A 26,971-nucleotide genomic window follows, 5' to 3' on the forward strand; every position below is an offset into this window, starting at 1 on the left:
TATATTGAGGATGTACTTAAAACTAGAATCAGGGAAGTTATATTTTATATCATATAAAAGAAAGTGAGAAGTGAATTATATGGAATGTGTAATTGTATTAATGACACACAGTTCCTATGTTGACATTTGCGATAATTTTGTATCGCTATTACATAAAAATTGGCCAGATTGTCCTTTCAAAGTTGTTGGAGCAGTTATTGGTGAAAATAGATGTATCCAAGGAATTGATACAATATATGTGGATACTAATGAAAAGTTGACAGACTGTATTAAAGCCGTTATGAAGGAACACGAGGCAGATTATTATATGTGTTTTTTAGGGGATGCGTTTATTTCTTCAAGAGTATGCAATGATCAAGTGTTTGCTTTGTTGAATGAGATAAAAGAAAAAGAGGCAAACTATTGTAAAATTATTCCAATGAAAAAAGATTCTAATAATCATTATCCTAACAATATTAGGAATATTAGGAAGAAAGATGTTTATGCGCATACGTTTGTGGCTTTTATTGCGACTCGAATATTTGTAGAAACTGAACTAATAGGTACAACAGATTTTGAATTTGAAAAAAAATATTTAGAAATTGCAGCATCTTCTATGGATAATGGGGTGTTTCCTGACCACTTTGTAGTTGTGAAAAATATTTTTCATATTATACCGGCAATTGTTAAGGGAAAATGGGACAGACTTGCATTGAAATCCTTAGAACATAATAACCCAGAAATATTTTTTTCAAACCGTGATAAGCTTGGATTAAGGGATCAATGTAAATTAATAGTAATAAGTATGATTGAAGGGATGGTTCCAAGTAAATCGAGAAAAAAATTAAAAAAATTTCTTTCGAGTATTGGAATTAAATTTGTAACTGATAAGTAGGGAGTAAGATGAAGAATTGTTGCGTGATAATATCTTCTTATAATGGAGAAAAGTATATTTCTCATCAATTGGATACAATTATAAATCAGTCAGATGTTACTGTCGATATATTTGTACGCGATGATGGATCAAATGATAGAACAGTTTCTATAGTAGAGCAGTATTGCCAAAAGTGTAATAATGTGCATCTTATAAAAGGAATTAATGTTGGAGTAATTGAGAGCTTTAGAGTTTGTTCAGCATATGTTTTAGAAAATAAAAAGAGATATGACTATTATTGTTTTGCAGATCAAGATGATGAATGGTTGCCCCAAAAATTGCTTTCTGCCATAAAAAAAATAGAAGAATCAAATAAAGATGAGTTACTTCCAATTTTATATTATTCTAATTTGAAAGTGTCCGATAACAATTTGAACTATTTATATGATAGATTTGATAAAAATTATGTCCTTAATACAAAAAAACAAATATTATCAGAAATATGTGTCTTAGGTTGTACTTGCGTATTTAATGAAAAATTATTGAAGGAATATGTTAGAACAAATTTGAATCATAGAATTCCTCACGATGCTTGGATTGCGGTGCTTGCTACTTTTCTTGGAAACATAATTTATGATGAAAATGCTTATATTCTTTATCGGCAACATGGTAACAATCAAAGTGGAAGTATAAAAAAAGGTGTTTCTATGTATTGGAATAAATTAAATAGATTTAAGCACTTATTTGACATGGATGGTGACTATGAGGCAATAGCGCGCGAGATGATTAACAATTATGAAAATCGCCTAAACGAAAGCGATAAAGAAATGTTGAAAACAATTGCTGACTATAGAATAAATCTGAAGTATAGATTTAAATTGCTTTTCACTGGCTATATTAGCTCAGGGCATATCTGGAAGGAAGCATCAAGAAGAATTCGTATTATATGTAATAGATTATAAAAAAGGAGGAAATAAAATGGGATATGTTTGCTCTATCTTATGCCTTGGAATATGTCTGTTTTCGTACGTAAGACATAGAAAAATATATCATCCAGTGGTGAGTTTTTCTTTTCTCTACTTTTTGATTACATTTCTTAGTAGTATTCGTTTGTTCAATTTCTATGCAGCTCCCGATAGCGCATATTTAATTATCATTTGCGGTGTATTATTTTATGCTTTGGGATCAGTTTTTATGGAAAAGAAAACATTTGTTTTTCGAAAAAAATGCGTTGGAAATTTTTATGAATTTAATAAGAGAGCATATTATTTTATGTTAGCTCTTTGTTTGCTAATTATTATCCCGCGTTTCGTGACAATTGGTTTGTATTTATTGCAGGGAAATTCAATTGGAGATGTTTATGTTACGCTTGCAGGATCAGCTGGAGATGCATCTGAGGAGTTAGCTCAATCAAGTATACAAGAGGTGCTAATGCAGTTTATTGGATATCCGATTTTATACTTATTAGTACCAACATCTATACTTCAGTTTTTTAGGACATTCGAAAAAAAATACTTGTTGATTGCTACTTCGCTATGTATGATGAGAGTCCTATTAGATTCTAGGAGAACATATCTAATTTCTTTTTTTGTTTTTATTCTTGTAGCATTCATGCTTTATCAAGATAAAACGGGTTTTCTTAGTGAAAAGAATCGTAGACGATTAAAAAAGATAGCAAAGTGGATACCGTTTTTTTTGATTGCAATACTTCTAATGTTTATATTTGTATCCAATAGCCGATCAGGTACCATTGGTCAAGAAACATCTTTCCTTGGCACATTCTATAACTATTATGCGGGATGTGTTCAATATTTAGGAGCATGTATAGAGGAATACTCTTTTGGTTATACATATGGATTTACAACGTTCAGAGGTCTCTTTGTGCCGATTTTTGGTGTGCTAAAGCTTATTGGAATTACTCCGGTGGCTCCATACCAAGAAGCAACTGAGATTGTGAATGGAATGAAGTATGTAGTTTTAAATGTTGCACCTGGGACACGTTTTAACTCGTTTACAACATGTTTTTATCAGTTCTATTGTGATGGTGGATACATTGGTATTATTTTGCTGTCATTTATATTTGGAGCATTTTCACAATCATTATATAAAAAATTTAATAATGATAGCCAGCTAAGATTTGAAGTTCTCTATCTTTATTTTTATGGAACGATTCTAATGCTTTCATTCACAAATATGTTAACTATCTTGGCTTTTATTACTTGGCCTATGATTATTGAACGCTTCATATATAAAAAAGCAACGAAACCAGAAGTAATAAAAGGAGAGTAAAGGTATGTACAAGGAAAGTCAGGAAAGCATTCAGAAGATGATTGAGAATAAGAAAAGAATCGATTATGAATTTCAACATCCGGATGTTTATACAAAGGGGCAGATAGTCAGAAAAGCTGTCAAGGAAATAGTTACAACAATCAGAAAGACAGGGCTTAAAAGAGCTTTATTTAAGATTGACTGTAGACTTCATAAAGAAAAAATCTTCGACAAAAAGATTACATATGATACTAATGATTTATCAGAAATTAATTATTGCTGTAATTCAGATTGTGGAGACAAAAGAATAGCTGTGTATACCGCTATTTTTGGGGAGTATGATACACTAAAAGAGCCTGAATACATTGCGCCTAGTTGTGATTATTATATTTTTACGGATTGTAAAGTGCCTAGTGAGAGCGTTTGGAAAAAACTTGATTATGATCATATTGAAGAGATGAAAGGAATGGATTCGTATCATCTATCTAAATTTGTAAAAATCTTTCCAAACTTATTCTTCAAGGATTATGACTATTCTATTTGGGTTGACGGAGCAACAATAATTATAGCTGATTTATATCCATTTATTGATAGATTAAGGGAGAATCCAATCGGAATGTTCGATAATCCGGTTCATGATTGTATTTATACAGAGGCAAATTTTCTTGTATATTACAATAGAGTACAAAACGAGGTAATTAAATCACAAATTTCACATTACAGGAAAGAAGGCTACCCAAAACATAGAGGTATGTTTGAATGCACAATTATTGCCAGACAACATCATAATGATAAATGTGTACATATCATGAATGAATGGTGGAAGCAAATAGTTACTTTTTCTATGCGTGATCAGATTAGCTTTCCATATGTTCTATGGAAAGAAAACGCAGAGGATTTGGTTACTATTTTAGGAAAAAATCGCAATTTTAATCCAAGACTTCGATTTGATAAGCATACGAAAACACATACGTATAAATAAGAAATAAAATATTTAAAGTAAGTATAGTTCTTTACTTGCTAGTAAACACTTAAAGGATAAGCATGTAATATGGTAAAATTAAATAGGGGGTAAAAATTGAAATCAGATAGCATAAAGAAGAATATGACATTTCAATTTGCCTATCAAATTGTGATTCTAATAGTGCCATTGATAATGGCACCGTACTTGACACGAAGTTTAGGAGAGACATCAATTGGTGTTTATTCTTATACCTACTCGATAGCATACTATTACGTGTTGTTTTGTATGTTGGGCATTGCAAGGTATGGTCAACGTATAATAGCAGAACGAAAAGATGACACAATAGCTTTAAGAAAGACTTTTTGGTCTTTATATGTTTTGCACGCCATAGTTTCAGTTGTTGGTTTTCTATTTTATCTTCTGTTTTGTGAATTGTTTTGCAATGACAATATTATTATTTATTTGTCTCAGTCATTATATGTTTTATCGGCTTTATTTGATATAACCTGGCTATTTTATGGAATAGAAAAATTTAAAATAGTAGTAATTCGTAATGCGGTTGTAAAGGTACTGGAGTTGATTTTTGTTTTTGTATTTGTTAAGAATCCAAATGATTTGATTAAGTATACTTTTATCATGGCTATATCTGCATTAATTAGTCAAGCTTCACTATTTCCGACAGTAATTAATAAAATAAAACCAATTAAATTCGGAAAAAAAGACATCTTAGAGCATATTAAGCCGCTGTTTGTCTTATCAGTATCAGTATTAGCAATAAGTATGTTCACAGTGTTCGACAAGACATTACTGGGTATTATGACCACAAAGGACAATGTCGCATTTTATGAATATGCAAATAAAATCATTAATATTCCTAAAATGTTTATTGTTGTGATAGGGACCGTCCTTTTTCCAAGAGCATGTAGTTGTATTGCAAATAACGACATTGATGGTGTAAAAAAATACTACAAATATTCAATTTTAGTAGTTTACTTTATAGGATTTGCTTCTATGTTTGGATTGCTAGGAATTGCCGATTTATTTGCAACAGTCTATTTTGGAGAAAGTTTTGCAATTTGTGGAACTGTGATTAAATCGTTGACTCCGATTATTTTAATCATAGGGTTAGGAGATGTTTTTCGTACACAATTTCTGATACCGTTAAAAAAAGATTTTTCGTACACATTTTGCGTAATAATAAATGCGGTAATTAACATTGTATTATCACTTTTACTTATTCCGAAATTGGGAATTTATGGGGCAGTTATAGGTACACTTTCGGCTGAAATGTTTGGAGTTATATACCAAGGGTACCTAATTAGAAATTATATTAATATTAAGCAAACAATTATCGCAGCTATACCGTTTTTTGTTGCAGGTGCAGGAATGTTAATTTTGGTAAATAGCATAAAAACTATTTATAATTTAACGATTTTTGATTTATTAATACAAGTTATTTTTGGTGCTACAGTTTATATTGTCATACTATATATTTGGTTTCTAGTTTTGGATCATAACCGAATGGAATATAGAAAAATAGTTAAAAGTGTTCTTAAAAAGTCTGCAAATAAAACGTCAAGCAGAAAATGAAAAAGATAATGCTGAAAAAATCATGCTAAAAAGGCTGGTCTGAAAAAGAGATAAAAAACAAGGTGCTTATTCCAAGGGATCAACAAGGGTGACCAGGTACGCCCGAACTTTTCCGTAATAAATACGCAGAAACTTATTAGCACCAGCAGTCATGTAGACAGGGTACGGTTTGCTCTCAGCCCGTTTTTTATCTATGAACTGAAAAACTGAATCATCAAGAGTTGACTTTTTAATCAAGGTCTCCATCACTAAGAAAAGCGTTTTTCGAAGTTTCAGGCAACCACTCTTCATGGCCGCATTGCTTTTAATCTTGTGGGTTCCCGATTGATTGACCTTTGGATCATTACAGAAGACATTATGTTAGGGGAGATTCCGCCGAAATAAAGCATAACGATCTTTATGGGATACTTAAAAAGTAAATCCACCTTTTAATGATTTTTGAGTGACATGCGCATTTGAAATACAAATATGGGAACCGTAAATTTTAGACAAGAGAGTAAAATGCAAAAACCTCTTTAATAAAGCTTTTATGAGTTATTTAGAGTTCAATATAAATCAATGGAAAACCCCTTAAACAGCTGAATTAAGAGTATTTACATGAAGCTGGTTACTGGAAAATGAGAAGGTTTTTAAGAAATGTATAAGCGAAATTTTAGGCATGTTTGGCAGAAACTAGGACAGAAAATAAAGAAATAAAGGAAAAAGGATAAATGGATACAGTATAGGAAAGGGAGATGATGTGTAATTAAAATAAACCCAAATAATGTCACTACGGTAACAGTGGCAGATAATTAAATACTCATTTTACCTAGAAAAATAAATATGCTATAGATATTTATTTTATAACAGTATATGTAATGCTATATCAAGTGGTTAAAGCGTTTAAGCAATGTTTTAACCACTTGGCCGGGCATTCGCATGGGTAAACCCGGCTTCCAGAGCAATGCGGCACCGGGATACAAATAACCGCCATCGGGGTTTGGCAAGACCATGCAGAGAATTGCCCGTCTCTCAGTCCGCATCTTGGTTTTCTCTTTTTTATGATGCGTATCGCACGTCTGACATGAGTATTCTTTTTTGATCAAAAAGAAAGACGTAGGAGAATGCATCCATTGACCTGAAATGGTCCAAAAGCATGGGCGGGATCTCGAGTGGGAAGCTGATACAGAGGGTAGTTTAGAGATGCTATCCCGATGAAGCAAGGCGGGTGTGAAATTTAATACATCTTACCAGACAATAAGTAAAAAGTTATAAAAAGCAAGAAATTGCAATAAAATATAACTTTTTTTATTTTTACTTATGTCTGGGGGGTTCAAAAGAAAAACACTGTTGGGAATATCTAATCATAAAAAAATTGAGCATAGCGAAAATTTTATCCTATTTGTTTTTGTATATCTTTGTATATATATGCAAAGAAGTATAATGTATTATTTAAAGTAATACATTATAAAGCAATATATAAATAATAACTATATAAATTAAATAGAATATTGATTTTAATTGCTGGTTGGTATATATTATGTATATACGAAAGGGAGTGAAAATAATGATAACAAAATTACGGAGTTGGGGTAATAGTCAAGGAATATGTATTTCAAAGGATATGTTGAAATCCCTGGATTGGGTAAATGGGGAATCTGTTGAAGCAGTCGCAGATAAGGATCAAATCATCATTAAGAAATGGGCTCCTAAAAAATATCGCAAAAATATTAAGCAACTTTTTTACGGATACGAGGGAGAGTATCATGATGAAGAAATTGATTGGGGAAAGCCCGAAGGTAAGGAAGTATGGTAAAACAAGGCAGCATCATCAAAATTAATTTCAATCCACAGTCTGACCATGAGCAAGCTGGATATCGACCTGGGCTTGTTGTCAGCAATGATTTTTTTAATCAAAAAACGAATATGACAATTGTTTGTCCAATAACGAATACCAATAGTAAATTCCCTTTGCACATTCCGCTTGATCGTCGAACTCAGACGACTAGCGTTATCTTATGTGAACAGTTAAGATCGTTAGACATTGAAGCGTGTGGTTATCATTTTATTGAAATGGTACCCGGTGATATTCTTGAAAATGTGATTGATATTGTTTTTGCAGAAATTGAGATTTCGGTTTGACTGGAAAAGAAGGCGAGTAAGCCTTCTTTTTTACGGAAATAATGCTCTTTTTTAGCCAATAAAATGAGTTTGGTATATATATTTGGGCTTTAAACGATTTAAATAGGGAATATGGGCCTATTCTTGAGATGTGTATGTTTTTATACTGTGTTTGTTCAAATATCTAACTATACTTGAATGATTTAAATAATTTAAATTAATTTTTAAAATAAAATTAAATGTTTTACCATTCTCCGCCATTTAAAAAACACGGAAGAACAAAACCTTACAAGTTGTCCTACCGTGTTTTAAACTTATAAATAATCCTTTATATCCCTTAGGATAGTTCTGCTGTGTTGAAGTGGAAACGGAACATATCTGTTACTTCGAAATTCTTAATTGCAGGATTTTGTAAATAGTATTTGGTTTCGTTAAAAAGTGGAATTGCACCGTAATCCTGGCGAGTTAAGATATTGTCAGCTTTGCTGTATAACTCCTGGCGTTTTGCTTCATCCGTGATCTGTCTTGCTTCATCGATTAAAGCATTGAATTCAGGATTATTATAACGGCTACTGGAGTTGTTCATTGTTGTTGTGCTAGAGAATCTCTGATAAATCATTCCATCAGGATCAATATAATCAACATACCAGTTGCTCGTAGACAGTGGCACATTTGCGCTTTTAGCCATATCGGAATAAGCCGCACCATCCATCTGCTGTACATTAATTGTAAATCCGGCTTCTCTCGCTTGATCCTGTATGGCAGTTGCAACTTTTACCAAGAAGGAATACTTAGCGGATACTGGAAGATCCACCGTGTAGCCGTCAGGATATCCTGCTTCGGCTAATAACTGTTTTGCTTTTTGAGGATTATATTCATAAGCAGGAACAGAATCGTCATAACCAATTAAACCCTCAGGAATAAAAGTTTTAGCAGGTGTAGCCGTTCCATTCATCAAGTTATTGCAAATATCTTCTCGATTAATTGCATAACTTAAAGCTTCTCTTACCTTAGGTTCAGTAATCTTATCCATGTTTGGAGCCAGATAAACAAGGCCAACTGGATTGAAAGAGTGGATTGCATCTTTAATATCAGCGTTATCTTTATACTGTGGGTATAAAGTAGCATCTAACTGTAAAACGTCAACGTTACCCTTCTGGAATTCCATAACCTGTGTATTCATATCTTCGATAAATTTGAAAGAAACACCAGCATTTTTGGCTGCTTCACCATGATATTCATCAAATTTTGAAATTTCGATGCCCTGACCAGCTGTATAACTATCCAATTTGTATGGGCCTGTGCCATAAAGTACAGTTCTACCCCAGTCATCGCCCGCTTCTTCACAGGCCTTCTGTGGGAATACACATACATAAGGTGTTGCTAAAGCTGATGGGAATGGGCTATATGGCTGTTCCAGTACTAAATCAAACTTCTGATCATCAATGATTTTAAAACCTTCTAAAGAAGTAGCAGAGCCATCGATTAAATTTTGGGCGCCCTGTACCTGGTCAATCATAGCCCCCATAACACCTTTTGTCAGTAAACGTTCAAAAGAATACTTGACGTCTGATGATTTTACAGTATCTCCGTTATGGAATTTAATATCATCTTTTAACTCGAAAGAATAGGTTAAACCATCATCGGAAATCTTAGGCATCTCCTTGATCAATAATGGTGATAACTGACCATCGTTATCAAGGTTGATCAGAGGTTCTGTAATCTGATCAGCAACCATCATTAAATAGCTATTCGTCTGTTTCTGCATGTCAATCGGCACATTAGGATCCTGCATTGCTACACGGATCTTACCATCTGAAGATGTTCCCCCAGGAGAACTTCCTCCGGTTCCACAGCCTGCAATACCGATGGCAAGTACGGTTACAAGCAGCAGAGCAAAAAGTTTTTTTACACTCTTCATTTCTTTGTCCTTTCTCTTTTTTTATTTTGAGTATTGTGGATATGCAGCATCCTTAAAAATTGATTAAAAAATGCTATAAAGTACCCGATAACATAATAATACAAAAGAAAAGATATTTCAATTTTCTGGGCTAAAGCTGAGTATGAAAATTGTGTAAGGTTACAATACCAATTAACAGGAGGCAAAGAATCATGTCTGTTTTTTGAAATTGAATTTATAAATTTATTATACGCTTGTCGACGAATAAACTAGTATCAGATTGAAGGAATATAGATCACTTTTATCGCCTCTTTAGTATTGCTTTTGTGTTAACGCACAGGGGGATTTTTGGCGTAATTGTATTGTGCTTTTATTGTCTTAAAACTTCGCGTTTAACGTTGAGGTAATCTAACAACGACGCCTCAAGAAGTTTTGAATAATTGACATGATGAGATTCAGCCTCCTCTTTAAGCTAGGCCGGGATCGTTACGTTTGTTTTTATTTTTCGGTTATCCATCGCATTTTTCATCAAATCGGGTAAAATAGTAACCGCCGTGACGATACACTCTTCAATGTCGTCAGCTTCAAGTTTTTTCGAAGGTTTTGAGATCGGATCACCGTCTTTTTCCATTCCGTAGATATGTAACGCTAGCACTTCTTTTGCCATTTGGTGGGCTTTTTCAATATCTTTGCCAAAACTAATACAACTTTTGCCATTTGGTGGGCTTTTTCAATATCTTTGCCAAAACTAATACAACAGGAAGATCAGGGTAAAAAACGTCGTAACCATCGACAGATGGTTCTAATATAGGTAAATAGGTTAATTTGCGCATTGCTTTCACTCCTTTATATATGATTGTATTGGCAGGGCTATTTAGGCCCTGCTTGTTTGAGGATACTTTTTAACGCACCTTTTTATATCACCGCCATGTTTAGGAACGAGGCTTTATCGGGTGTTTATATTGAATATGAGAACCGTTAAAATCAATATCTTTCAAGCCATCCTGTTTAAGGATTTTAATAATTTCCCTTACTGTCATTTTCTATCCTTCTCACAATTATGTCGTACGCTTTTTTCATGCGTATATTAAGCGCGTGCGTAAATTTTATGCGTATATGTAGTTTTCAACAAGGAAACAAGTATGACGATTATTTGCCCAATTACAAACACTAATAACAAGTTTCATCTTCATGTTCTGCTTGACGGTCGTACAAAAACGTTTGGAGTAGCTTTATTTAAACAGTCAAAAGCATTGGATGTTGAGGTTTGTGATTATCGTTTTGTAGAAATGGTACCAGGTGATATTCTTGAAAATGTGATAGATATTGTTTTTACTGAATTGAAATTTTAGAATAAACGGAAAAGAAAGCCAAGTGAGTTTTCTTTTTTTGTGAAATAATGCCCTTTTTAGCTAATTAATTGATTTGACCTTGAAATATACTTTTATGTCTATAGGTATTCCTTGAAAATCTAGATACATTATATAAGGAAATATGGCCAGAACATAAATAAAAGCAAAGGAGAATCCAAAACTCTTAAAAAATCGGATATGAAGTAATGTGTGTTGAAAACCCATAAGGAAGCGGATGATGAAGTGTAATAATTTATTTCAAGAAACTGAAGGGAAAACCAAGAGACAAGCAAAAATAGTAGGACTGAACAAGTTTCTGTAGATTCATTACGAAAAGTGAAAAAATATCAATAGTAATAAAAGCTTGAACACTGTAGGTTGTCAGGAGTTAGTATATTTGTTGTGAAATAAAAACAGAAAAAGGTGAAAAGATTCGTAGACTTTTAATAGTCTGCGAGTATTTAGCCATTAGATGAGGATCTGATGGCTTATTTTTTTAATTTTAAATCACTTGGATTAAAAGAATAAAGGTAGAAAAGATACATGTTTTACCGATTTGTTTTTATTGCACAGAAAAAAACGATAACTTAAAAAATGCAGTGATTTAATCATCGGCCCGATGCGCAGAAAAATCGCAAATAAGAAAGGAGAATCGTTGACAATGAAAACCCAAAAATGGTGCTTTGCTTTTTTATTAGTAGGTGTGGTGCTGATATTTTTAACAGGGAGGATGGTTTTTGCAAGGGAAGCCATTTTTTCGTATCCTGGCGGTCAGACTGTAGAGAATCAACAAGAGAACACAGTCGAAGAAAAGGAACAAGGGACGTCCGCTGAGGAAGGAGAAAATGCGCATCCGCCAGAAGGGGGCCAAGAGAAAGCCAATGAAAAGACAGAGGTTACGGAAGAGCAGGTCCCTTTGGAGGTTTTATCATGGACATGGAGAGGGGATGCGCTGGAATGGTCTGAGGAAAATAAACGATGGGAAATGATCCTTCCCGGAGCCAGTAAAGAGCAGGTAGTCAGTAGGGATCTGCTTAAAACATATCTGCCGGGAACAATTAGGGCTGAAATGAATGCCGGGGAACAGGAAATTGCGCTCAACTGGGAGCTGGATGACTGGCCAGAAAATGCTTATGAGGGAGAATATTCGTTAAAAGCTTCTCTGCCGGAAGGATATGTTATGAGGGAAGAGGCTGGAGTTTTGGAAGTAACCGTGCGTCTTGGTGGCGCCGTGACAAAAGATAGCCAAGCGATTTATGATGATCTTTCCTTTGAAGGAGTCAGCCCAAAAGGCACGACAATCAACGTATTTGATTACTGGCAATGGGGAAGAGATGATTCGGATAATAAGGATCATAATCCGATCAGGGTTGGCATTAACGGCAGCAGAAGATCGGGAAATGAAGACCATTTATTGCTGTTTAGGCAGGCAAATAAAAACACCTATAATCCCGTAAATCAATGGACTAAAAGCGCCAAACCAAGACAAGGAATAGTTAAATCGGTATTGGAAAATGGTTTTCCTGAAACAACCCAAAATGAGGAATCCCTGGCGTATCTTTTTGATCGTAATGAGGATATTGGAAACACAAAAAACGAAGGTCAAGGTGGAAAGAAAGCCTTCATGAATGTTGGTGGTCTGCTCCAAGTAGATAATGAAGGCTATTATTATTATGATTGTCAAAAAAATTATGCTTATTTCAATGAAGAGACAGAGAGGTTCCAGCTTTATAATACACCAGGCATAAAAATGACTTCCGAAGGGAATCAGAACACATATGGACAGTTCTTTCCATTTACCAAGCCTGGAGTGGTTTTTAATCGAGACAATGACAACAAGCTTGTACCAAAAGAGATTGGCCCAAGAGATGCTCAATTAAACCATTACTTTGGCCTCTCCATGACTACCCGTTTTGTTCAGCAGGACGGAGGAGAAATAAACCAAAATGGTAGTAAAAAACCAGTTACCTATGAATTTAGCGGTGATGACGATGTGTGGATTTTTATTGATGATGTGCTGGTGGCAGACCTCGGAGGCATTCATGATGCTGCTGCTGTAGAGATTGACTTCTCAACAGGGGAGGTTGTGATTAATGAGGGGAAAAATCATGAAGGAAATAGTATTGAGCAGAGAAGTACTTTAAAAGAACAATTCGAGGACGCCGGGCGCGATAAGCGTGTGAAATGGTCAGGGAATACTTTTGCAGATGGTAGCTATCACACACTGAAATTCTTCTATCTGGAAAGAGGCAACAGTGAATCCAACATGTCTTTAAAATATAATCTGGTTACTGTTCCTGAAAGCGACATCATCAAGGTGGATCAATTAGGTGACCCTGTAGCTGGCGCAGCGTTTACCTTATATGCGGCTGATGAAAATTATGAAATTCAACAAGAAGGTGATGACCAGGTGATCGCAACGGGTACCACAGATGAAGATGGGACTTTTGTACTGGTTGATGAAGAAGGGTTCATTATTAGCTTAAAGGATTTAAAAGATCGAGACATCGACCATTTTATCCTTCGTGAAACCAAAGTACCGGAGGGCTACCGTTTTGCGGGCGATGTAAAATTATATCTGGAGACAGGTGGAAATGAGGATACCCTGTTGCTCTGTGCCAATCCTTGGGAATCTGGCAGCTATGCCAGTCCGAAGCTGACTGTTTCAACGGATTCGGCGGTGACAGATACAAATGGAAACCTGTATGATTTAAAAGGTGGAACCATGTTTGCCGTGGTGCTGAAGTATAAAGGCGACGGAAATGAAGGCATATCAGATTCTAAAAACTGGCAAGTGGTATCTGGGGATCCCATGACGGGATGGAAGACAGCCCCCGCTGATATGGCGAACGTGTTAACAGCAGCCAGAGAAAACCCCTATGTTTTTGAACTCGATAGCAGCGGCAGCTATAAAGCCGAACTGGAAAACATGCCAGGCGATATCATGACCTATTATTTTATGCTTCCAGAAAATGAAAGAAATGAGAAAGTAAAATATGTGGTGAATTATTATTATACTACGGCAGATAGCTTGGAGAGCGCGAATGACCAGAACACGGTTCGATTAAAAAATGATGAGGGGGATTATACAAGGGAGTTTTCCGCAAGGCTTTATGTACCCAATGTCCAAAACCGGTTGTTGGTGCAAAAATTTGCAGATGATGGCGTAACGCCTGTTACAGGAGCCACCTTTGCGCTTTATGAGGAAGAGAATATCAAGGTTGATTCCGATGGGAGTTATACGATTAATGAAGGAAGCACGCCTTACTGCGAAGTGACGACCGCTGACTTAAGTAAGGAGAACGGCGATGGTATCAACTTGGATGGCGGCGGGGTACTTCCGACAAAAGCACAGGTCGAACAGGGTAAAAGAGGTCTTATAACAGGAAAAACGTATTATCTGGTCGAGACAAATGCGCCTATGGGCTATAAAGTAAATCCCAAAGCCGTTCAGGTGACGGTAGATAATAGTGGAATTTACGCAGACGCGGGTGACATAATGGATGGAATCTCTGTAGCACGCGGGGTAGGCTCAGTTGTTAAGAGCATGATTCAGTTTGTTGCAGAGGATGAAATTGATACGACACTCCATGATATCAAAGTTAAACAACAGACCAGTGATACGTACCCGGTGGGGGAAAACGACTGGAATCTTCAGAGTGGGCCGGAACTACACCTTCAGTATGATGCGGAAGGGGCCGCTTTGGAATATAAGCCGACGGAATTTTCGGATGGAACAAAGACTTCGGATCGGCTGGTGGTAGATCAAGGATGGTCAAAGTTAAAGATTCAGCAATGCCTGGAACATTCAAATGAAAAATATAAGCAGGATTTGGGAGAGACGGATTTGACCAATCTTTTTTCCCGAACCGCCATTGTTCAGGTAACCAACCAGCGGGTGGGATCCCTTAAAATTGAGAAAAAAGTAACCGGAGATTTTCTGCCAACGGACAGTGCCTTTACATTTAACCTGACCTTGAAGGATAAAGCGGGTAATCTGTTAGACGTTGAAGGCGAAAAGCACTGTGGAGGTGGAGAGACAGAAAAAGTTCAAATAGAAAAGGGCAGCGGAACATTTACTTTAAAAGCAGGAGAATGGGTATCCTTCACAGAGCTTCCAGCAGACGCAAAATTTACAGTGAAAGAAGTGGAAGTTCCGGCAGCCTATACCCCATCCATAACAATGGATGGACAATCAGCTGATGTTCAAGAGAATGGCGTGACCGGGACAATTGAGCAGAGCACAGAGCCAAAACCGGAGACCACGGTTACCTTTACCAATGCTTATAACGGAGACGTTCAAACGGCTATTCAAGGGCAGAAAACCCTGTTGGGGAGAAACCTGGAAGAGCGTGACGTGTTCACCTTTGTTCTGGAGCCAGGAGATAAAGAGACAACCCAAGCGATTGAGCATAGCAAAGTCCTATTGGAAGATACCCGCAAGGAAGTAAAAGGAGCGGGCAATCATTCCACGCAATCATTCGAGTTCAGCCCAATTACTTTTAAAACAGAGGGACACTACACATTTAGCGTGAAAGAAGAACTTCCGGACAACCTGACCGGAAGCCGAGATGAACAGTATGTTTATGACTCACATATAGCAGTGGTTCAGGTAGATGTTAAAAGAAATCCAAAAACGCAAAAACTTCAGGCCACGCTGATTTACGATAACACGGCGGCATTGACTGAAGATGACAGGGAGAGCAGCAAAGCCGCTTTTACCAACACTATAATGGCAGATTTTCAGTTTACTAAAATCAATCGGGAAGGAATGCCGCTTTCCGGCGCAACTTTTGGTTTGTATCAATTAGAGTGTCAGAATGCAGAACACAACCATGACCAGGGGAAGATCGAAGTCAATGCAGATGGAGAACCAATAGGAAGCTCGGCAGAATGCTGGAAGCAGGTAGACAAAGTGTCTTCCGAGGTATCGGGCGTCGTTTCGTTTAGCAAATTACCAGTTGACGGAACCTATCGACTTGTGGAGTTGAAAGCACCAGATGGCTACGGCTTACCGAATGGACAGTGGAAAGTGGTTTATGAGCAGACAGGATTTACAATTCCTGAAGGCAGTGCTGTGGGAAATCCACCGGCAGTGTATGAAAAGAATGGAATATACAAGATTCTGAATGAACCGCCAGTTGAGCTTCCACTTTCCGGAAGCCAAGGGACGACCATGTTTCTTTCCGTGGGTGCAGTGTTGATGCTGGCTGGAATGACAGGAATACTTTTATTTAAAAATAGGAGGAAAAGTTAAATGAGAAAAAGTCGAAAAGTGCGGATGTGGGCACTGGCGCTTGTGTTGGCAATGGCCATTCAACTGCCAGTATTTGCGGAAGAAGTTAGGCATGATACGACCGGAGCGTTCACCGTCAGTGGACTGGAAGACAATGTGGAAGTGTCTGCTTATCAGATTATTACCGTCAACATCGATCCAGTATCCGATCAGCCCATGAATCCCATGTATGAATGGGATGCTTCTGTGGCAGATTGGCTGAGGGCACAGGAAAATTTTAAAGCTTATGTAGGAAAAGCAGGCGATGATTCTGTAACCGAGGCGTTTCGGGATGATCAGGGCCAATCCACTAAATACAAAGAATTTTTAGAGTGTTTAGCCGCAGCGATCAAAAAAGGAAGCAATGCGGGTGGTGTTGAATTAACGCCAAAAAAGCAGAATTCTATAAATGGGAAGGCTGAGTTTACAAAGATGGCAATGGGAGAATATCTCCTGACCGCCCAGGGGACAGACAGCGTGAAGGTTTATCAACCGACAACTGCGTTGCTTGTACCCAAATATGAAGATGGAAGTTGGGTGCTGAACACGCAGGTTGGAGTAGAAGGTTCGATGAAATCAGCAGAGCCATCTATTACTAAAGATGTAATGGGTAAAGCGGATGATCTGAGCGTAGGAATTGGGGATACGGTTGATTATAAACTGAATGTTCTTACGCCATCTTACCCGGCAGAGGCTACAGCGCTTCATTTTGAAGTTGGGGATAAAATGATGACCGGATTAGCGCTTCAGGAAGACTCGATTACTGTGTGGGATCGAAATGACCAAAAAATAGAAGCAGCGGAAAATTTTGAGATAAAAACAGAGGCGGGTTTAACCGTTGGAGAGGACACAAAAACCTTCCGCATTTTGTTTACGGAAAACTTTGTTAAAAAATATGGTGGTCAGAACATTAAGATCACTTATCGGGCGACCGTAACATCAAATGCCTTTGAAAAGAATACGCTGGAGAATACAGCCTATATCGTTTATAATAATGATCCCTATACTGAGGAAAGCTTAAAAGAGCTAACAGACATGAAAAATGTTTATACCTATGGGATTTGGCTTAAAAAAGTTGATGCGGAAGGAAATCCTTTAAGCGGGGCGATATTCACACTGGCGGAGGAAGGAGAAGATGAGACACCACTAAACTTTTCAGGTTCGGATGGAACGTATGTTTATAATCCGGAAAATGGATCGACAACATTAACCGCTAGTAATGATGGTAGCTTATTTCTCAAAGGGGTGGATGCAGGGACTTATATCCTAAAAGAAACAAGGGCTCCTGATGGATATGTCCTGCCCGAAGGTAAACTTACGATCACCATTGAGGATAAAAATGTTCCAAAAGACAAGGCGGATGGTACGATTGATGATGCTTCCCAAATTCAAGCAGAAGGTACCATCAAGTTAAAGCCAATAAAAGACAAAGCGTTTTCTATTGAAGGAAACATTATTTCATTCCAGGTGGAAAATACCCGTGCCGAGGACGCTGGCTTTACACTTCCTGCCACTGGTGGTACAGGAACAATGTTTTTTGCCATTACAGGCATTTTCCTGATGGGCTGTGCTGTGTTAATGATGGTATTGTTTATTAAAAGGAAAAAGTGCAGTCACTAAGCGATGGAGATAAGTGGGTACTGCTTGAATGAAACGGAACAAGACAAGCTCTTGGCTGTTTTTGACAGCGATGATTATTTTTGTAATAGGGGTTGGAATATTCCTTTATCCTGTGATCAGTCAGTATCTGGAAAAGCAAAAACAAAAAGAGGTTATCCGGACTTACCGGGCAACCGTGGAGAACCAGGGTAAAGCGGCCATAGTGCAAGCTTGGGAGGAAGCAGAAGTTTATAATGAAAATTTAACAGGAGATCCGGTAAGTGACCCGTTTATTGCAGGAAGTGGCTACGTGCTGCCAGATAATTATGGAAATGTACTGAATCCCAATGGAGATGGTGTCATGGGTTATGTGGAGATACCAAAGATTTCGGTTTATCTTCCCATTTACCATGGAACAGATGAAACCGTGCTTGAAAAAGGAGCAGGTCATTTAGAGATGACGGCGCTTCCCATTGGAGGAAAAAATCGCCATTCCGTCATCAGCGCCCATCGGGGACTGCCGGGGGCTGAGCTGTTTACCCGATTGGATGAAGTGGAGAAAGGTGATCAATTTTATATTCATGTGCTGGACAAGACTTTGGCCTATGAAGTAGACCAGATCGAAATCGTCTTGCCTGAAAAGCTAGCATTTTTGAGCCCAGAGGAAAATAAGGATCGCGTGACACTATTGACTTGTACACCTTATGCGGTAAATACTCACCGATTATTGGTGCGTGGAGAACGGGTTCCCTATGAAAAAAAAGACAACGGTGAGGAACAAAATAAATGGGCTTCAGAAAACGCACAAAGAAAACTTCTAGCTGGGATAGGACTGTTAGGAATGATGTCCTTTACCGTTTTAACTATCTGTAAGCATGTATTTAGAAAGAAAGATTAGAGCAATTCTTGGAAATGAAAGGGAATAAAATCACATATAAAAAGTTTAGTCAGTAAGACGCAGGGGATTTAAGGACCAGTGGATAAATGATTGATCGCTATTATCTTTAGGGAAATAGCGATCTTTTTTATAAAGAAAACTACTCGTTTTGCAAGTGGTAAGAAAAAGCTAAAGCGTAGGTTTAAAAAGTCTCCTGTCAATATGAAAGAAAAAAGTTTATCACATACAGTATAACCAATGCAAATATCACATATGATTTCGAAATATAGGCGAATGGTGACCTACAACAAGTTAAGAAAGGCTATTGGACAAATATTGAGAACATTGGTCGAAAGAAAGCCAGGGGTCGAAATCATCAAAGCAAAAGCCTGTTCGGACCATAGTCGTATGTTGGTGGAGATTCCACTGAAACACAGAATATCGACTTTTATGGAATACTTAAAAAGCAAATCGACCTTAATGATTTTTGTCGACACGCGCATTTGAAATACGAATACGGAAACTGCCAATTTGAGGCGAGAAGATATTGTTTTGATAGGGCTGGAAAAAACGAAAAAAGAATTGAAGAGTATATACAATAAACAATTATCAGAAGATAAGTTGAGTGATCAAATAAGTATGAAAGAATATATTGACCCGTTCACAGTTAAAATGGTGAAATAGAGAAAAAGAAAAAAGCCCCTTTAAGGGCGCTGCCTGTAAAAGGGTTATGTCTGACAAATCTTCACAGCCCGAAAGGGCATCACCGCATAACGCCCTTTCAGAACCGGTCCATACCACTGGTTTTTCTGTTGGTAAATGATTTCGGAGACAGATTTATTTTAGAATACCAAGATACATATCTCTGAAAATGCCATCCCGGGAAGTCAACGTATCATAATCCCCTTCCTGAACAATCTGCCCTTTATCAAAGACGATAATGCGGTCACAGTTTTTAAGCGTCGATAATCGATGCGCAATGGAAATAATGGTAGTACCAGTTTCAGCTTTCAACTTTTCAATTTCAGTTTGTATATGTTTTTCTGAAGTGTTGTCGAGAGCAGAAGTAGCTTCATCTAAGATTAAAAGCTGTGGTTTTCTCAGGAAAATGCGGGCTAAGGCAATGCGTTGACGCTGCCCGCCAGACAAATTGTTTCCGGATTCGGAAACCAAAAAATCATATCCACCTGGAAGATTTTCGATCACGTTGTTTATGTATGCTTTGCGGGCAGCCTCTTTAACAAGTGCCAAATCCGGTTTGTCATCCAGGCCGTAGACGATATTATCATAAATTGTTCCTGCTACCAAAAAGGGATTTTGAGGAACCAGAGCAATAATTTTGCTTAATTCCTTACGGTTATACATAAGGAGATTTTTTCCATTTAAGAAAACACATCCCTCAGCTGCTTCTAATTTTGAAATGATTTTAATAAACGAAGATTTGCCGCAGCCGCTCGGTCCAGCAATCCCTAAAAATTCACCGTTTTCAATGGTAAGATTCAGCCCGTCAATAATCGGTTCATTGGGCGTTTCTTCATAGTGAAAATGCAGGTCATTTATGTTGATGATACCATTTGAATGATCCAATTCATCAGAAACGTTAGATGGAAGCGCATAAGAAAAATCTTTTGGCATCGAAATGATTTTAAAGTATTCTTCGGCCAAGACAGTCGACTCAGAGAGTTCATCCAGAATCCGGTGCAATTCTTGAAGTGGTCCTAAAAGTTGCGTAAAACATAAATAAGCGGTTAATACCGTTCCGATACTGATGATTCCTTTAGAGGCCATGAAAACAGATGCCCCGATAATAATCACAGAAAAGAGTGCTTCGTTAATAAACTTAAAACAATCGTATTTTGCCATCGCTTTATGATGTTTCATCTCTTTTTTTCTTAAGTACTCGGATTTATCCTCAAAGCGTCCACATTCAAAATCAACACTGTCTGAAATACGGATGACATCAACACCGCCAGTTAGTTCAACCATCGTTCCGTCCATTGCAGACTTTGTCTCTAAAAGATCGACCCGTATTCCCCGTTGTGTCGATATTTGTCTTAAGACAATGCCAATACCAATCGGGATGACAAGCATCATGATCAAAGCTAAAAGAAAGGGAAGCTTTATAAAGATTACAGTAATGGCAGCAATACTGGTAAAGATAGAAGGTGCAAAATCCATAAATATTAATTTTAACATATTGGTGGTTCCTTCAAGGCTGCGGTTCAGACGGCCGTGTATATTACCGCGCATATTGAGACGAAAGTACGACAATGGTGCCATAAGTAAAGAGCGGATAGCTTTAACCCGTGCCATTTTTTCCACACTGGTACTGGTATCCTCTACGATTAAGCGGCGAATCACCTTAATGGCTTCATTAAAAATGGTAACGGCTAAAATGAAAATGAGTATGGGTAGGGTCGATATAAAGTGGATGTTTGCAGTATTCAAAACATCATCCGTTAAATAGCCGATCGCCAGTGGTGTCATCTGACTAAGAATGGCAGAAATTATCATAATTAAAAGAATGAAGAAAAAGCTGATTTTTTGCTTTCGTTGAAGTAATTGATAAAGATTATGGACGGTTTGTTTAAAATGTGCTTTTTGATCCATGATTAACCTCGTTCTTTGTAATGTTTATACAATACTTTGCAAAACTTAGTATACACTTTACATGTATCGAGTGCAATAAAATTTGAAGTGGAACAGTGCTAAGTTTTCTAAATAATAGAATATAAATTTAGTTTTAAATAGATTTCTTGGGGTTTTTTTATTATCGATTTTTATAGAGTTTTAGGGATAAAAAATTAGCGCTTTAGAAATATTCCAAAAGCGCTAATAAAGAAATTCATTATGTTTAAAACTTTTATTTTCTAAGAAAATTTGTAATTATACTGCGAACTTCTGCGGTTTTCTGTAGTATTAACATATAAGAATTATTCGTTATAACTATCAAGAATTGCTAAGCTTGCAGAAACACCGAGTCTATCAGCCCCGGCTTCAATATTTGCTTTTGCATCATCCCATGAATGCATTCCACCGGATGCCTTCACAGACATGCTAGCCGGAATGCTTTTTTTCATCAGAGCAACATCATGTGGATTTGCTCCGCCTGTTCCAAATCCTGTGGACGTTTTAACAAAATCTGCACCAGCCTTTGCGGCCATTTTACAGGCTGTGACTTTTTCGTCATCTGTTAAATAGCAGGTCTCAATAATAACCTTCACCAATACACCGCAAGCCGCTTCGACAACAGCTCTAATATCCTTATAAACTTCTTCATTATTACCAGCTTTTAACGCCCCGATATTGATAACCATATCAACTTCTTGTGCTCCATTTTTGATGGCGTTTTCTGTTTCAAAAGCTTTTACAACAGAGGTGTTAGCGCCAAGAGGAAAACCAATAACCGTACAAACTTTTACATTACTATTTTTTAAGTATTCAGCTGCTTGTCTTACATTACAGGGATTTACACAAACAGATGCCGCGCCAATTTCGATTGCTTCTTTACAGATGCCCTCAATTTGATCGGGAGTTGCAACGGCTTTTAATAAAGTGTGGTCCATCATTCCTGCTAACTGTGTTTTATTCATCTTTATTTATCCTCCTAAATTAGATTTAAATTTTTTAAGTTTGTTTTTATTTTTTCTTTTTCTTGTTCATTTAATTCTGCTAAAGGTTTGCGCATATATCCTAAAGGTACATTGATTAATTCGGAAGCGTACTTGTATCCGGCTACAAAAGGACCTGTTTTCAATGCTTCGCGAATCATAAGGATTCTATCTTGAGCCTTACGGGCTTTTTCAAAATCACCATCTTCCATAGCGTCTGTTAACTGCTTGACTTCTTTTGGGAAAACAGCTGATATGAGGGATACAACGCCAATACCACCTAATTGCATGACTGAAAAAGTTGTAGCATCACTACCGTTTGTAAATTCCATTCGGTCTTTTTCGACTAAACGCATAGTGTTTTGGATATGAACAAAATCAATGGTACTTTCTTTGTAATACTTCACGTTTGGCGAATTGTTAAAAATTTGAGCGACTGAATCCGGCGTTAGTGTGTTGCTTGTTTGTGGCGCATTGTAAACACCAACGGGCAGTTTTGTTGCGTTTGCGAGCTCACAAAAATAGTCAATCAGAGCGCTTTGTGGAAAAGCATATACACATGGTTGTTCAATACAGATAGCATCAACACCTGCAGCTTCATAACCCTTTAAAACTTTCATTGCTTCCTGTAAAGTCTGACATGCGATATTTCCCATGGTCAATGCTCTGCCATTAGCTGTATTTACAACAACTTCTGTTGTCTTGATCAGTTCATCGGTTGTAAGTGACAAAGCCTCGCTTGCAAGGCCATTGGTAAAGAGAGCGACAATATCATTTTTAATTTGATATTCCACTTCACCTTTTAAAAGCTCATAATCAACAGAACCATCTTTTTTAAAAGGTGTAATTAATTCTGTCACAACACCACGAAAATTTTTGCTTTGTTCCATATTTATACCTCCTCAAAACAATATAACCCTTCGCGATGAACATATGATCAATATAATATATTTAAATCATATGTTCAAATAAATCATAACACCATTGTCAAATAAATGCAATATATTTTAGCAAAAAAAGTATTTAACGTTTTCTTGCTTGATTTTTCAAAAATAATATGATAATATTTCAATTGAACATAATTTCATAAATATCATAAAATGAATTATGCTCACCCTTCGCGTTGAAATTCACTATTAGAACTATGCTTTTTCGTTTTTTATGTATTCTGCAAATATAATGTTGCAGAGAAGGATAAGAGGAGAGAACAATGAAGAACAAAATCATGGCATTGGATTTAGGGTCAAGTGGAATCAAAGTGACGATATTTGATGATCAATCAAATATTTTGGGTTCCTGCTATAAAGAATACAATACTTGGTATCCTGGGCTAAATATGACCCTCCAGAGCCCTTCTGAATGGTGGGAATATTTTTGTACGGCATCAAAGGAATTGCTTGAAACTGCTCACATTGCGCCTGAAGAAATTGCTTGCGTTGCCCCGAGTGGCCAAATGTCTGCATTAATTCCAATAGACGCGTCTGGAAAATTGTTAATGGATCCATGTCTTATTTGGGCAGATATGCGAACAACTGAACAGGTTAAGCGTATTGCGGATGAAATGGGGGGACAAGACAAGGTCTATAATCTTACGGGTATTGGATTAACCGAAGAGACTTTTACTGGCTATAAGATAGCTTGGTATAAAGAAAATATGCCGGATGAGTTTTGTCAGACATCGATGTATTTACAGCCTAAAGAATTTATTGGATTTAAATTAACAGGTAACATTGCAACGGACTTCTCGGATGCTTCTGAGACAGCAATGATGGATATTGAAAATAGAACATGGTCAGAAAAAATGTTAGAACATATTGGCATTACAAAAGAGGTTCTTCCAGAAATAAAAAAAGCTACAGATCTTCTTGGACATGTTACCCAGGAAGCTGCTGCTGCCTCGGGGCTAAAAGAAGGTACGCCTGTTTGTGTCGGTGGAGGTGATGTAAGTATAGCCGCCGCCGGTGCTGGGATTGGAGCTCCGGGATCTGCATACTTGTATATTGGATCAGGTTCTTGGGTAGGTGTTTCTTCAAAAGAACCATTACTTGATTATCAAAATAAAATTGCATGTCTTTGCAGTCTTCCAGGGGATTCATACGTACCACATCTTGTCGGATTTTCCGGAGGCTTAAGTCACTTATGGATTCGGGACATCATTAACGGTCTTGATTGCTTTGAAGAAAAAATAAGTTATGATGAAATTGAAAGGCTTGTAGAAGAATCTGGCATTGGTGCACATGGTCTAGTATTTCTTCCTTATCTAAGAGGAGGCGGAGCACCAACACAAAATATTAATGCAAGAGGCAGCTTTATTGGTTTAGAAATAAGCCATAATTATGGCGATATGTGTCGTTCTATTATGGAAGGTGTTGCATTTATTTTAAGAGAAATGCTAGAAATTTTAGACAGGATTAACGCAGATAAAATTACCGATATAAAACTAATTGGCGGTGGTGCCAAGAGTAAAATTTGGCGTCAAATTATTTCAGATGTTATACAGAAGCCCGTTTATTGCACGAGCATGAAACAGGAAGCTAATACATGGGGTGCTGCTATGTGCGGTGGTATTTGTGTCGGCCTATGGAAAGATTTTGATGAAGCGCAAAATCTTGTAACGGTTGAGAGTGTAAATGAGCCAAATCCAGGTGCAAAGGAAGTATATGATCAACTTTATCAGACCTTCTTGAAATCATATGATGCTCTAACACCGATATTTGATGATTTGGCAGAAAGCCGAGTTTTAATCGATCAACAATCAAAGGAGGACTAAAATGAAAAAAACTGTAGTAATTACTGGAGGCGCTCAAGGGCAGGGATTGAGCCATGCTTTAACATTTGCAAAAAAAGGATTTAATATCGTTATTGGTGACCGTCTTGATACTTGTTCGGATATTGTGCAGGAAGCCGTAGCTAAAATTAAAGAAGAGGGTGGCGATGCTCTCGCAGTAAAATGCGATGTTACCAAAACAGATGAAGTTGAAAAAATGTTTAAAGAAGCTGATGAAAAGTATCATTCAATTGATATTGTCATCAGTAATGCCGGAATTATGACCTTTGGAGCGACTTGGGAATTAACAGATGAGGTTGTGCTTCAAACAATTGACATCAATTTACTTGGAACATGGCGGGTTAACAAGGAAGCGGTAAAATATATGATGAAACAAAATAGCGGACGTATCATTAATATTTCGTCAACCGCAGGTCTCAAAGGCACACCTAACCTTTGTCATTATACCATGTCAAAATTTGGTGTTTTAGGGTTAACCAAAACACTTGCAAAAGAAGTAGCTAAATATGGTATCACAGTGAATGCGCTTTGTCCTACAATGGTTAAAACGCCAATGACAGAACGCCCAGAATTTCTCAAATATATTAATAATATGAACGGAAAGAACTGGGAAAGTTTTGAAGAAGCTAATGAAGAACTCAGCCAAAAACGTGCGATGGGAGTAGCCTTTATCTCGCCAGAGGACGTTTCAAAAATGGTAGACTGGATTGCGACATCAGATGAAGCACGGCTTATCACAGGAGCCACATTACCTTTAGATGCCGGTTCAATGCTTTAATAAATCTTTGTCTTCTGAATCCTCTCCTGAATATTTCTTTTAATAATTCAGGGGGGATTCGAAACAAAATACATGTATACATATTTCGATATTAAGAACCACTGATTTTAAGTGGTTCTTTTTCGTTTTGTGATGAGTATGAATATCAGTTATTTGAAGAAAAACGTGAACGAAAAAGAGAAAAATCTAGAAAAGTTTGGGGCCCCTTTTACAGCATTGAAAGTAAAAAGTAAAACGATAAAAAAGAGTTGTTTTTTAAGAAAGTTGACGTTTTCTGTTTTTTAGTGTATACTAAACATATATTTAAGAGAGTTTCAAAAGATTTCACATATTTTTGCAAGTCATTTTGTTTTTACTTTTCGAGATGATTTACAAAAATATGTGTTTTTTTATTTGCAATCCTAAGTATAGCTTGATTTTTAGGAGGTACCAGAGAATGAGTAACGGTACAGTAAAGTGGTTTAACAGTAACAAAGGCTTTGGATTTATTGAAGGAGAAAATGGAGAAGACATCTTTGTGCTTTTTTCTTCGATTGTTGGAGGGAACTGTGAATCACTGAGAGATGGCGATAAAGTTATTTATGAAACGGAACAAGGCGATCGACAGCTTCGGGCAAAAAGTGTACAGCTTGTATGATTGTTATATGCCTGCTGTTTTACATATTGAAACAAAAAAGAGCAGTGCAATAACATGCACGACAGCGGATTCCAGATAGGTAGATCGATAGAAAAGCATGTTTCCCATCGATCATTCATCTCCAAACTTATTACTATTTTTGTAAGGGATTTTTGTCCTAACTTATTGACGAGATAGAGTAAAAGTTTTATAATATGCGTGTAACTTATCCTTAAAACCTAACAAAAAGTTACACACCAAAGCCGCCCAGAATGATCTGAACCCCAAAAGTTAGACAAAAGAATTAAATCAAGCAGCTTCGAGGGCTTGCTTCCTGTGAACAGCAGGAGGTAAGCCCTTTAGCTTGGCTTTGATACGACGGTTATTGTAGTAGTCAAGG

The 26,971-nt window shown here is 37.0% G+C and carries 21 protein-coding genes and 1 pseudogene; 15 read left to right on the plus strand and 7 right to left on the minus strand.

All coding sequences use genetic code 11. From position 1 onward, the window contains the following. The first annotated feature begins 79 nt into the window (after positions 1 to 79). From FYJ53_RS08255 to FYJ53_RS08285, 7 genes are all read left to right on the plus strand, one after another. Positions 80 to 874, plus strand: a complete 795-nt coding sequence (locus FYJ53_RS08255; protein ID WP_013380109.1) for a hypothetical protein — start codon at positions 80 to 82, stop codon at positions 872 to 874. An 8-nt stretch (positions 875 to 882) separates the two neighbouring features. Then, on the plus strand, positions 883 to 1,815 hold the full coding sequence (locus tag FYJ53_RS08260; protein ID WP_070081166.1) for a glycosyltransferase: 933 nt from the start codon (positions 883 to 885) through the stop codon (positions 1,813 to 1,815). Positions 1,816 to 1,831: 16 nt separating this feature from the next. Further along, positions 1,832 to 3,142, plus strand: a complete 1,311-nt coding sequence (locus tag FYJ53_RS08265; protein ID WP_070081165.1) for an O-antigen polymerase — start codon at positions 1,832 to 1,834, stop codon at positions 3,140 to 3,142. 4 nt (positions 3,143 to 3,146) lie between these two features. Further along, entirely contained in the window at positions 3,147 to 4,103 is a 957-nt protein-coding gene (locus FYJ53_RS08270; RefSeq protein WP_013380115.1) for a glycosyltransferase domain-containing protein, read from the plus strand. Between the two features lie 96 nt (positions 4,104 to 4,199). Beyond that, on the plus strand, positions 4,200 to 5,675 hold the full coding sequence (locus FYJ53_RS08275; protein ID WP_013380116.1) for an oligosaccharide flippase family protein: 1,476 nt from the start codon (positions 4,200 to 4,202) through the stop codon (positions 5,673 to 5,675). Between the two features lie 1,546 nt (positions 5,676 to 7,221). Continuing rightward, on the plus strand, positions 7,222 to 7,470 hold the full coding sequence (locus FYJ53_RS08280) for a toxin-antitoxin system (protein ID WP_013380119.1): 249 nt from the start codon (positions 7,222 to 7,224) through the stop codon (positions 7,468 to 7,470). Then, positions 7,464 to 7,796 carry a type II toxin-antitoxin system PemK/MazF family toxin gene (locus FYJ53_RS08285; RefSeq protein WP_013380120.1) on the plus strand — a complete coding sequence of 111 codons (333 nt, stop codon included), beginning with the start codon at positions 7,464 to 7,466 and terminating at the stop codon, positions 7,794 to 7,796. Before FYJ53_RS08280 ends, FYJ53_RS08285 begins: the two co-directional genes overlap by 7 nt. Before the next feature lie 316 nt (positions 7,797 to 8,112). Here FYJ53_RS08285 and FYJ53_RS08290 read toward each other — a convergent pair whose 3' ends face one another. From FYJ53_RS08290 to FYJ53_RS21810, 3 genes are all read right to left on the minus strand, one after another. After that, the gene (locus FYJ53_RS08290; RefSeq protein ID WP_013380122.1) at positions 8,113 to 9,696 is read right to left on the minus strand and encodes an ABC transporter substrate-binding protein; all 1,584 of its coding nucleotides are present in this window, start codon (positions 9,694 to 9,696) and stop codon (positions 8,113 to 8,115) included. A 451-nt stretch (positions 9,697 to 10,147) separates the two neighbouring features. Further along, positions 10,148 to 10,342 carry a hypothetical protein gene (locus FYJ53_RS08295; protein ID WP_013380124.1) on the minus strand — a complete coding sequence of 65 codons (195 nt, stop codon included), beginning with the start codon at positions 10,340 to 10,342 and terminating at the stop codon, positions 10,148 to 10,150. Between the two features lie 265 nt (positions 10,343 to 10,607). Next, positions 10,608 to 10,715, minus strand: a complete 108-nt coding sequence (locus tag FYJ53_RS21810) for a type II toxin-antitoxin system HicA family toxin (protein ID WP_013380126.1) — start codon at positions 10,713 to 10,715, stop codon at positions 10,608 to 10,610. A 63-nt stretch (positions 10,716 to 10,778) separates the two neighbouring features. Here FYJ53_RS21810 and FYJ53_RS08300 point away from each other — a divergent pair, with 63 nt between their 5' ends. The 5 genes and pseudogenes from FYJ53_RS08300 (at position 10,779) to tnpA (ending at position 19,462) form a co-directional block, all read left to right on the plus strand. Then, a complete protein-coding gene (locus FYJ53_RS08300; protein WP_227162787.1) occupies positions 10,779 to 11,027 on the plus strand; it encodes a type II toxin-antitoxin system PemK/MazF family toxin in 249 nt (82 codons plus the stop codon). A 661-nt stretch (positions 11,028 to 11,688) separates the two neighbouring features. After that, entirely contained in the window at positions 11,689 to 16,284 is a 4,596-nt protein-coding gene (locus FYJ53_RS08305) for a SpaA isopeptide-forming pilin-related protein (RefSeq protein ID WP_013380129.1), read from the plus strand. Continuing rightward, positions 16,285 to 17,922, plus strand: coding sequence for an isopeptide-forming domain-containing fimbrial protein (locus tag FYJ53_RS08310; RefSeq protein WP_013380130.1), 1,638 nt, complete (start codon positions 16,285 to 16,287; stop codon positions 17,920 to 17,922). Positions 17,923 to 17,950: 28 nt separating this feature from the next. Then, positions 17,951 to 18,799 carry a class C sortase gene (locus tag FYJ53_RS08315; protein WP_013380131.1) on the plus strand — a complete coding sequence of 283 codons (849 nt, stop codon included), beginning with the start codon at positions 17,951 to 17,953 and terminating at the stop codon, positions 18,797 to 18,799. Between the two features lie 223 nt (positions 18,800 to 19,022). After that, a pseudogene (gene tnpA / locus FYJ53_RS08320) lies at positions 19,023 to 19,462 on the plus strand (IS200/IS605 family transposase). Between the two features lie 153 nt (positions 19,463 to 19,615). On the opposite strand, the gene FYJ53_RS08325 reads toward tnpA, so the two are convergent. The 3 genes from FYJ53_RS08325 to FYJ53_RS08335 form a co-directional block, all read right to left on the minus strand. Next, positions 19,616 to 21,388 carry an ABC transporter ATP-binding protein gene (locus tag FYJ53_RS08325; protein ID WP_154557249.1) on the minus strand — a complete coding sequence of 591 codons (1,773 nt, stop codon included), beginning with the start codon at positions 21,386 to 21,388 and terminating at the stop codon, positions 19,616 to 19,618. 323 nt (positions 21,389 to 21,711) lie between these two features. Continuing rightward, a complete protein-coding gene (gene deoC / locus FYJ53_RS08330; protein ID WP_013380135.1) occupies positions 21,712 to 22,371 on the minus strand; it encodes a deoxyribose-phosphate aldolase in 660 nt (219 codons plus the stop codon). A 14-nt stretch (positions 22,372 to 22,385) separates the two neighbouring features. Next, positions 22,386 to 23,279 carry a dihydrodipicolinate synthase family protein gene (locus FYJ53_RS08335; protein WP_013380136.1) on the minus strand — a complete coding sequence of 298 codons (894 nt, stop codon included), beginning with the start codon at positions 23,277 to 23,279 and terminating at the stop codon, positions 22,386 to 22,388. A gap of 320 nt (positions 23,280 to 23,599) precedes the next feature. On the opposite strand from FYJ53_RS08335, the gene FYJ53_RS08340 reads away from it, so the two are divergent. The 3 genes from FYJ53_RS08340 (at position 23,600) to FYJ53_RS08350 (ending at position 26,592) form a co-directional block, all read left to right on the plus strand. Next, positions 23,600 to 25,159, plus strand: coding sequence for an FGGY-family carbohydrate kinase (locus FYJ53_RS08340; RefSeq protein WP_154557250.1), 1,560 nt, complete (start codon positions 23,600 to 23,602; stop codon positions 25,157 to 25,159). A 1-nt stretch (position 25,160) separates the two neighbouring features. Then, positions 25,161 to 25,955 (plus strand): SDR family NAD(P)-dependent oxidoreductase, encoded by a 795-nt coding sequence (locus FYJ53_RS08345; protein WP_013380138.1) that lies wholly within the window; start codon positions 25,161 to 25,163, stop codon positions 25,953 to 25,955. A 436-nt stretch (positions 25,956 to 26,391) separates the two neighbouring features. Then, the gene (locus FYJ53_RS08350) at positions 26,392 to 26,592 is read left to right on the plus strand and encodes a cold-shock protein (protein WP_013380140.1); all 201 of its coding nucleotides are present in this window, start codon (positions 26,392 to 26,394) and stop codon (positions 26,590 to 26,592) included. Between the two features lie 288 nt (positions 26,593 to 26,880). On the opposite strand, the gene FYJ53_RS21815 is transcribed toward FYJ53_RS08350, so the two are convergent. Continuing rightward, the coding region (locus FYJ53_RS21815; RefSeq protein WP_369522214.1) for an IS3 family transposase at positions 26,881 to 26,971 on the minus strand (91 nt) is incomplete at its 5' end.

This window comes from Eubacterium sp. BL-380-WT-2B, assembly GCF_009696115.1.
Taxonomy (GTDB): domain Bacteria; phylum Bacillota; class Clostridia; order Eubacteriales; family Eubacteriaceae; genus Eubacterium; species Eubacterium callanderi.

Bases quoted from the DNA above. Each gene is read 5' to 3' on its own strand.
- FYJ53_RS08255 (WP_013380109.1), top strand. From the start codon at position 80: ATGGAATGTGTAATTGTATTAATGACACACAGTTCCTATGTTGACATT.
- FYJ53_RS08260 (WP_070081166.1), top strand. From the start codon at position 883: ATGAAGAATTGTTGCGTGATAATATCTTCTTATAATGGAGAAAAGTAT.
- FYJ53_RS08265 (WP_070081165.1), top strand. From the start codon at position 1,832: ATGGGATATGTTTGCTCTATCTTATGCCTTGGAATATGTCTGTTTTCG.
- FYJ53_RS08270 (WP_013380115.1), top strand. From the start codon at position 3,147: ATGTACAAGGAAAGTCAGGAAAGCATTCAGAAGATGATTGAGAATAAG.
- FYJ53_RS08280 (WP_013380119.1), top strand. From the start codon at position 7,222: ATGATAACAAAATTACGGAGTTGGGGTAATAGTCAAGGAATATGTATT.
- FYJ53_RS08285 (WP_013380120.1), top strand. From the start codon at position 7,464: ATGGTAAAACAAGGCAGCATCATCAAAATTAATTTCAATCCACAGTCT.
- FYJ53_RS08290 (WP_013380122.1), bottom strand. From the start codon at position 9,696: ATGAAGAGTGTAAAAAAACTTTTTGCTCTGCTGCTTGTAACCGTACTT.
- FYJ53_RS08295 (WP_013380124.1), bottom strand. From the start codon at position 10,342: ATGGCAAAAGAAGTGCTAGCGTTACATATCTACGGAATGGAAAAAGAC.
- FYJ53_RS21810 (WP_013380126.1), bottom strand. From the start codon at position 10,715: ATGACAGTAAGGGAAATTATTAAAATCCTTAAACAGGATGGCTTGAAA.
- FYJ53_RS08305 (WP_013380129.1), top strand. From the start codon at position 11,689: ATGAAAACCCAAAAATGGTGCTTTGCTTTTTTATTAGTAGGTGTGGTG.
- FYJ53_RS08310 (WP_013380130.1), top strand. From the start codon at position 16,285: ATGAGAAAAAGTCGAAAAGTGCGGATGTGGGCACTGGCGCTTGTGTTG.
- FYJ53_RS08315 (WP_013380131.1), top strand. From the start codon at position 17,951: ATGAAACGGAACAAGACAAGCTCTTGGCTGTTTTTGACAGCGATGATT.
- FYJ53_RS08325 (WP_154557249.1), bottom strand. From the start codon at position 21,388: ATGGATCAAAAAGCACATTTTAAACAAACCGTCCATAATCTTTATCAA.
- deoC (WP_013380135.1), bottom strand. From the start codon at position 22,371: ATGAATAAAACACAGTTAGCAGGAATGATGGACCACACTTTATTAAAA.
- FYJ53_RS08335 (WP_013380136.1), bottom strand. From the start codon at position 23,279: ATGGAACAAAGCAAAAATTTTCGTGGTGTTGTGACAGAATTAATTACA.
- FYJ53_RS08340 (WP_154557250.1), top strand. From the start codon at position 23,600: ATGAAGAACAAAATCATGGCATTGGATTTAGGGTCAAGTGGAATCAAA.
- FYJ53_RS08345 (WP_013380138.1), top strand. From the start codon at position 25,161: ATGAAAAAAACTGTAGTAATTACTGGAGGCGCTCAAGGGCAGGGATTG.
- FYJ53_RS08350 (WP_013380140.1), top strand. From the start codon at position 26,392: ATGAGTAACGGTACAGTAAAGTGGTTTAACAGTAACAAAGGCTTTGGA.